Source organism: Pantoea sp. Ap-967 (assembly GCF_011752565.1).
Lineage (GTDB): Bacteria > Pseudomonadota > Gammaproteobacteria > Pseudomonadales > Pseudomonadaceae > Aquipseudomonas.
In genome coordinates this window covers 1-8,529 of sequence record NZ_VWXK01000059.1, presented here as the reverse complement: position 1 = coordinate 8,529, position 8,529 = coordinate 1, and the positions used below count along the sequence as shown (strand labels likewise).

Below are 8,529 nucleotides of genomic sequence, written 5' to 3'. Positions count from 1 at the left end.
CTGCGCGGCCTGCGCATCGAGCTGGGCGAAATCCAGGCAGGCCTCACCGCCATCGCGGGCATCAAGGAAGCCGTGGTGATCGCCCGCGAACAACGCCTGGTCGCCTACTACACCGGCGAGCCACAAACCACGGAAACCCTGCGCACGGCACTGCTCGCGCACCTGCCGGAATTCATGGTGCCAGCGCTGTTCATCCATCTCGAAGCCCTGCCGCTAAGCCCCAACGGCAAGCTCGACCGCAAGGCCCTGCCAGAACCCGACGCCATCGAAGAGCGCCCCTACGAGGCCCCACAAGGCGAAACCGAAACCCTGCTGGCCGCACTTTGGTGCGAACTGCTGAACCTGGAGCGGGTAGGGCGCCACGACAACTTCTTCGAACTGGGCGGCCACTCGCTCCTGGCAGTGACCCTCACCTCCCGCCTGCGCGAACAAGGCCTGGAAGCCGACGTGCGCGCGCTGTTCGAGCAACCGACTTTGGCCGGCTATGCAGCCATCACAGACAGCATGGAGATCGTCCTGTGAGCATCAACGAACTTTTGGCCACACTGGCGGCCAACAACGTCCAGCTGGCCTTGAAGGATGGCCAGCTGGTGGTCCAGGGCAATCGCCAGGCCCTCACCGACGCCGCCCTGGTGGCGCGCCTGCGCGAGCACAAGCCGGCACTGGTGGCGCTGATCGAAAGCGGCCAGTACGTGGCCGTCAAGCACGGCGCCGTGCAGGTGCCAGGCAACCTGATTCCGCCCGGCTGCACGCGCATCACCCCGGCACTGGTGAACCTTGCCGACCTGCAGCAGGGCACCCTCGACCAGCTGGTGGCCGCGATTCCCGGTGGCGCGGCCAACGTGCAAGACATCTACCCCCTGGCCCCCCTGCAGCAAGGCATGCTGTTCCACCATGCCAGCGCCACCGGCCACGACCCCTACGTGATGCAAGCCCGTTTCGTGTTCGCCAGCGAAGCGCGCTTGCAGGCCTTCGCCCAGGCCCTGCGTGGGGTGGTGGCGCGCCACGACATCTTGCGTACTTCCGTGCATTGGCAGGGGCTGGAGGCGCCGCTGCAGGTGGTTTGGCGCCAGGCTGAGCTGCCCGTGCTCGACCTCGCGGTGGATGACCCGGCACGCCACTGGCTCGACCTCACCCAGGCGCCGTTGATTCGCCTGCTGCGCGAGCCGGTGCTGGCCGACGGTCGGCTCAGTGCCACCTTGCAGTTCCACCATATCGCCATGGACCACAGCGCGCTCGACGTGGTGCGCCAGGAACTGATCGCCTTTCTCAGCGGCCAGGACGAACAGTTGGGCGCACCGGTGCCGTTTCGCAACTACGTGGCCCAGGCGGTGCTGGGCATCAGCCAAGCGCAGCATGAAGCCTTCTTCCGCGAGATGCTCGGGGGCATCGACGAAGCCACCCTGGCCTACGGCATCCAGGACGTGCAGGGCGACGGCTCGCCCCACAACGAACACGCGCTCGACCTGCCCCAGGTGCTGTGCCAGGGCCTGCGCGCCCGTGCCCGCAGCCTAGGCGTGAGCGTCGCCAGCCTGTTCCACCTGGCCTGGGGCCGGGTGCTGGGCGGCCTCACCGGGCGTGACCAGGTGGTGTTCGGCACGGTGCTGATGGGCCGCCTGCTGGGCGCCGAGGCCACCGACCGGGCGCTGGGCATTTTCATCAACACCCTGCCATTGCGGGTAGACCTGGGCGAGGGCGACCTGCCCACCGCCATTCGCGCGACCCATCAGCGCCTGAGTGCGCTGATGCGCCACGAGCACGCACCGCTGGCCCTGGCCCAGCGCTGCAGCGGCGTAGCGGCCCCGGCGCCGCTGTTCAACGCACTGCTCAACTACCGCCACAGCGCGCCGGCGGCGGCTGCCGAGCCGCAGCGGGCAGCGCTGGCTGGCATCGATATCGTCGAGTCTGCCGAGGCCACCAACTACCCGTTGACGCTCAGCATCGACGACCTTGGCGAAGGCTTCCGCCTGACCTTGCTGGCCAGCCCCGAGGTGCCTGCCGAGCGCGTTTGCGCCTACCTGCAGCACACCTTGGAAAGCCTGCTGCACTGGCCGGATGCCCAAGTGCTGGCGCTGCCGATGCTGCCCGACAGCGAACGCCAGGCGCTGCTCGAAGGGTTCAATGAGCACACGGCCCCTTTCGAGGCGACGCTGACCCTGCATCAACGCATCGCGCAGCAGGCCCAGGCACAGCCGGACGCGGTGGCCGCCACCTGCGGTGCGCAGCGCCTGAGCTATGCCCAGCTCGACCGCCAGGCCAATGCCCTGGCGCACCGCCTGCTGGCATTGGGCGTGCGCCCGGACGACCGGGTGGCCGTGTTCGCCCGCCGTGGCCTGGACACCCTGGTGGCGCTGCTGGCTGTGCTGAAGGCGGGCGCAGGCTACGTGCCGGTCGACCCCGCCCACCCGGACGAGCGGGTGCAGTACCTGCTGGCCGACAGCGCGCCGGTGGTGGTGCTCGCCCAGCACGCCTTGCGTCAGCGCCTGGGGGCCTTGGCGGCGCCGCTGGTGCTGCTCGACCAGCCTGATTGGCCGGCCCAGGCACAGGCACCGGTGGTGGCCGGGCACAGCGCTCGCCACCTGGCCTACGTGATCTACACCTCAGGCTCCACCGGCCAGCCCAAGGGCGTGATGGTCGAGCACCGCACCGTCAACAACCTGGTGGATTGGCACTGCCGTGCGTTCGACCTGTGCCAGGGCCGCCACACCTCGTGCCTGGCCGGCTTCGGCTTCGACGCCATGGCCTGGGAAGTGTGGCCTGCCTTGTGCGCGGGGGCGACCCTGCACCTGGCGCCGCCCGCCGAGGGCAACGAAGACCTCGACGCCATGCTGACGTGGTGGCGCAGCCAGCCGCTGGATGTAAGCTTCCTGCCCACCCCGGTGGCCGAGTATGCCTTCAGCCACCAGCTCGAACACCCGACCCTGCGCACCCTGCTGATTGGCGGTGATCGCCTGCGCCAGTTCAACCGCACCCAGCGCTTTGCCGTGGTCAACAACTACGGCCCCACCGAAACCACCGTGGTCGCAAGCTCCGGGGTGGTGGAGGCGGGCGGGGTGCTGCACATTGGCCGGCCGGTGGACAACGCCCGCCTGTACGTGCTGGATGCGCAGCTTCAGCCCGCGCCGCTGGGGGTGCCTGGCGAACTCTACATTGGCGGCGCCGGGGTCGCCCGTGGCTACCTCAACCGCCCTGACCTGACCGCCGAACGTTTCCTCGACGACCCGTTCAGCCCAGGCGGGCGCATGTACCGCAGCGGCGACCTGGTACGCTGGCTGGCCGACGGCACCCTCGACTACCTGGGCCGCAACGACGACCAGGTGAAGGTCCGCGGCGTGCGCATCGAGCTGGGTGAAATCGAGAGCCGCCTGGCCAGCCTGCCCGGCATCAACGAAGCCGTGGTACTGGCCCGCGAGGACCAGCCCGGCCAGCCGCGCCTGGTCGCCTACTTCACGCCCCAGGCCGCCGTCGAGGCGGCAACCCCCGAAAGCCTGCGTGCGCAGCTGCAAGCCCACCTGCCCGAATACATGGTGCCGGTGGCTTTCGTGCAACTGCAGGCCCTGCCGCTGACCGCCAACGGCAAGCTCGACCGCCGCGCGCTGCCCAAGCCAGAGCGCTCGGCGTTGTTCGAGCAGGGCTTCGAGGCCCCGCAAGGCGAATTGGAAAACGCCTTGGCGCAGATATGGGCCGAGTTGCTGCAGGTGGAGCGGGTCGGCCGCCGCGACCATTTCTTCACCCTCGGTGGCCATTCGCTGCTGGCCATGCGCATGGTGTCTCAGGTGCGTGTGCGCCTGGGCGTGGAGCTGGCCTTGGCCGAGCTGTTCGCCAATGCCGAGCTGGCGGCGGTGGCCGAAGTGCTGGCAGGCGCCGGGCGCAGTGCCTTGCCGGCCATTGTCGCGGTACCGCGCGAGCACGCCTTGCCGATGTCGTTCGCCCAGCAGCGGTTGTGGTTCCTGGCGCAGATGGACGGCGGCAACCAAGCCTACAACGTGCCGCTGGCCCTGGGCTTGCGCGGGCCGCTGGAGACCGATGCGCTGGAGTGCGCCTTGTTGCGCATCGTCGAGCGCCACGAAACCCTGCGCAGCCGCTTCGTGCCCCGCGACGACAGTGCCGAGGTGGTCATCGCCGCCACGCCTGGCGCCGGCTGGTTCCGGCGCGAAGACATCCAGCCCGATGCTCTGGCGGCCACCCTGCAGGAAGAAGCCCGCGCGCCGTTCGACCTGGCCCACGGCCCGTTGCTGCGGGCGCGTTTGCTGCGCGTGGCCAGCGACCAGCACGTGCTGGCCCTGACCGTGCACCATATCGTTGCCGATGGCTGGTCGCTGGGCGTGCTGACCCGCGAGTTGAGCGCCCTGTACCCGGCCTTCTGCCAAGGGCGGGACGACCCGCTGCCGGCAATGGCCATTCAGTACGGCGACTACGCCGTGTGGCAGCGGCGCTGGCTGGCCGGCGAACAGCTGCAACGTCAGGCCGACTACTGGCGCCAGGCCCTTGAAGGCGCACCCAGCCTGCTGCGCCTGCCCAGCGACCGGCCGCGCCCCGAGCGCCAGGATTTTGCCGGGGCAAGCCTGGCGCTGGCATTTGACCCACGCCTGGCAGCCAGCCTGCGCACCTTGGCCCAGCGCCACGGGGTGACCTTGTATATGACCGTGCTCGGCGCCTGGGCCGCCTTGCTCAGCCGGCTGGCAGGGCAGAGCGAGGTGGTGATCGGCTGCCCGGTCGCTGGCCGTGGCCATGCCGAGCTCGAAGCGCTGGCCGGCCTGTTCGTCAACACCCTGGCCATTCGCATCGACACTGCCGCTGCGGCCAGCACCGAGGCATTGCTGGCCCAGGTGAAGGCGCGTGTGCTGGACGCCCAGGCACATCAGGACCTGCCGTTCGAGCAGGTGGTGGAGATCGTCCGGCCTGCCCGTAGCCTTGGCCATACGCCACTGTTCCAAGCCACCCTGAACTGGCAGGCGACCCAGGGCGCGGCCCTGCAATTGCCGGGGCTCGAGCTGGAAGCGGTGGGCCAGGCCGGGCAGGTGGCCAAGTTCGACCTGACGCTGAACCTGGGCGAGCATGGCGACCGGCTGGTCGGCAGCCTGGAATACGCCACGGCGCTGTTCGACGAGGCGACCGTGCAGCGCTACCTGGGCTACTTCCAGGCGCTGCTGTGGGCCATGGCCGGCAATGACCAAGCCCCGCTGGAACAGGTTGAACTGATTGACGAGGGCGAGCGGCAGATGCTGCTGCAAGCCTTCAATGCCACGGCCTACGACTACCCCCGCGCACAGGGTGTCGCCGCGCTGTTCGAGCAGCGCGTCGCCCGTCACCCGCTGGCCGTGGCCGCCGTGCAAGGCCAGCAGACCTTGCGCTATGGCGAGCTCAACCAGCAGGCCAACCGCCTGGCCCACTGGCTGATGGCCGAAGGGGTGGTGCCTGGTAGTTGCGTGGCGATCCTGCTGCCGCGTTCGCTGTCGTTGCTGGTGGCGCAATTGGCGGTGCTCAAGTGTGCAGCGGTCTATGTGCCCCTGGATATCCACGCCCCGGCTGAGCGCCAGGCGTTCATGGTCGAGGATTGCCAGGCCGTGGCCTTGCTGACGCTGGCCGAAACCCAGGCCCGATGGCCGGTGCGCCGCATCGACCTGGACCGCGTGGCCCTGCACGACCAGGACGGGCACGACCCGCGCCTGGCGCAGGACCCCGGCAGTGCGGCCTACGTGATGTACACCTCCGGCACCACCGGCCAGCCCAAGGGGGTGTGCGTGGCGCACCGGGGCATTGCCCGGCTGGTGCTGAACAACGGCTATGCCGACTTCAATGCCCAGGACCGCTTAGCCTTCGCGTCCAACCCGGCGTTCGATGCCGCCACCCTGGAAGTGTGGGGCGCGTTGCTCAACGGCGGGCAGGTGCGGGTGATCGACCACCCGACCCTGGTCGACCCGCAGCGCTTCGGCGCGGCGCTGGTAGACCAGGGCGTGACCGTGCTGTTCCTGACCACCGCGCTGTTCAACCAGTATGTGCAGTTGCTTCCAGAAGCGCTGGCGGGGCTGCGCATCCTCATCAGCGGTGGCGAGCGGGCTGAGCCGGCCGCGTTCCGTGCGCTGCTCGAACGGGCGCCGGCGCTGCGCCTGATCAATGCCTATGGCCCCACCGAAACCACCACCTTCGCCACTACCTGCCATGTGCAGGCGCTGGCGGCCAACGCCGCACAGGTGGCCATCGGGCGGCCCATCGGCAACACCCGGGTGTACGTGCTCGACCACCAGCGCAAGCTGGTGCCGCGCGGCGTGGTTGGCGAGCTGTACATCGGCGGTGATGGCGTGGCCCTGGGCTACCTGAACCGGCCCGAACTGAGCGCCGAGCGCTTTCTCGACAGCCCGTTCATGAGCGGCGACCGCCTGTACCGCACCGGCGACCTGGTGCGCTGGCAGGCCGATGGCCAGCTGGAGTGCCTGGGGCGCAACGACGACCAGGTCAAGATCCGAGGTTTTCGCATTGAACTGGGGGAAATCGAGCAGCAACTGGCGCAGTGCCCTGGCATCGCCGAGGCGGTGGTGATGGCGCTGCCGGACGGCCAGGGGCCGCTGCGCCTGGTGGCCTGGTTCACCTGTCACGGCGCCGAGGTCGATGCCAGCAGTGTGCGCAGCTACCTGCGCGGTCGCCTGCCCGACTACATGCTGCCAGGCGCCTATGTGGCGCTGGCGCGCATGCCGCTGAACAACAACGGCAAGGTCGACCGCAAGGCCTTGCCACAACCCGGCCCGCAGGATTTCACCACGGCCGCCTTCGAGGCTCCGCAGGGTGAGCGCGAAACAGCGCTGGCCCTGCTGTGGAGTGAGTTGCTGCAACGCGATCGGGTGGGGCGCCACGACCGTTTCTTCGAGCTGGGCGGCCATTCGCTGCTGGCCATGCGCATGCTGGCCCAGGTTCGCCAACGGCTGGGCCTGGAGTTGGCCTTGGCCGAGCTGTTCGCCGACGACAGCCTGGCGGCAGTGGCTGCCAGCCTTGGGCAACAGGGCGAGCGGGCCTTGCCGGCCATTGAGCCGGCCCCGCGCCTGGGCAGCCTGCCGCTGTCGTTCGCCCAGCAGCGCCTGTGGTTCCTGGCGCAAATGGCCGGCGGCAGTGCGGCCTACCATATTCCCATTGCCCTGCACCTGCATGGCGCGCTGGATGTGCTGGCCCTGGAGCGCGCCTTGCGCCGGGTGGTCGAACGCCACGAGAGCCTGCGCAGCCACTTCGTGGAGCAGGAGGGTGAACCGCGCGTGGTGCTGGCCACCGACGCCCGTGGCCTGGCCTTGGGCCGCGAAGCGGTGCAAGCGTTGGATGAGCCTGGGTTGGCGCAACTGATGGCCGAGGAAGCGGGGCAGCCTTTTGTGCTGGCCCATGAGTTGCCGATTCGTGGCCGCTTGCTGCAGCGTGCCCAGGATCACCACATCCTGCTGCTGACCGTGCACCACCTGGTGGCCGATGGCTGGTCGCTGGGGGTGCTGGTGCGTGAGCTGGACGTGTTGTACCGGGCCTTTACCGACGACCAGGCGGACCCATTGCCCGCCTTGCCGGTGCAGTACCTGGACTACGCCGTGTGGCAGCGGCGCTGGCTTGGCGCCGAGGCCTTGCAGCGCCAGGCGCACTACTGGCGCGAGCAACTGGCCGGCGCGCCGACCTTGCTCAGCCTGCCATGGGACCGGCCACGCCCGGAGCGCCAGGTGTACGTCGGCGGCAGCGTTGCGCTGAACTTGGACCCGCGGCTAAGCCACGAGCTCAAGGCCCTGTGCCGGGCCCAGGGGGTGACGCCGTACATGCTGTTCATGGCCGCCTGGGCGGTGTTGCTGGCGCGCTTGGCCGGGCAGGACGAGGTGGTGATTGGCTCGCCATTGGCCAACCGGCGCCAGGCCGAGGTCGATGGCCTGATCGGCATGTTCGTCAATTCCGTTGCCCTGCGCGTGGACACCGCCGGCATGCCGAACGTGGCCACCTTGCTGGCGCAGGTCAAGGCCTGCGTGCTGGCCGCCCAGGCGCACCAGGACCTGCCGTTCGAGCAGGTGGTCGAAGCGGTACGCCCACCGCGTAGCCTGGCCCATACGCCGTTGTACCAGGTGTCGCTGGACTGGGACGCTACCCCCGAAACCCAGGCGCTGCAGTTGGGAGACCTGACGGTGACCGCAGTGGCCGGGCAGGCGAGCATCGCCAAGTTCGACCTGAGCCTGAGCCTGGGCGAGGGCGCCGATGGCTTCAGTGGCGGCATCGTGTATGCCACGGCGCTGTTCGAGCGGGCGACGGTCGAGCGTTACGCCGGGTACCTGCAACAGGTGCTGTGGACCTTTGCCGAAGGCGCCCAGGCCGTGCCAGGGCATGTGGGCTTGCCGGATGCCACTGAGCGCAAGCGGTTGCTGGTGGATTTCAACGACACGGCCGTTGCGTACGACCTTGAGCAGACCCTGCATGGGATGATCGAGGCGCAGGTGCTGCGTTCGCCCGAGGCGGTGGCGGTTCGCGCTGAAGAAGGCGAGTTGAGCTACCGCGCGTTGAACGAGCAGGCCAACCGCC

General features: G+C 69.2%; 2 protein-coding genes. Both read left to right on the top strand.

Going from position 1 to position 8,529, the window contains the following annotated elements; genetic code table 11:
• On the top strand, positions 1-522 hold a 522-nt coding region (locus F3J45_RS29375), incomplete at its 5' end, for a phosphopantetheine-binding protein (protein ID WP_240164743.1).
• On the top strand, positions 519-8,529 hold an 8,011-nt coding region (locus tag F3J45_RS29370), incomplete at its 3' end, for a non-ribosomal peptide synthetase (RefSeq protein WP_167070852.1). The genes F3J45_RS29375 and F3J45_RS29370, both read left to right, overlap by 4 nt.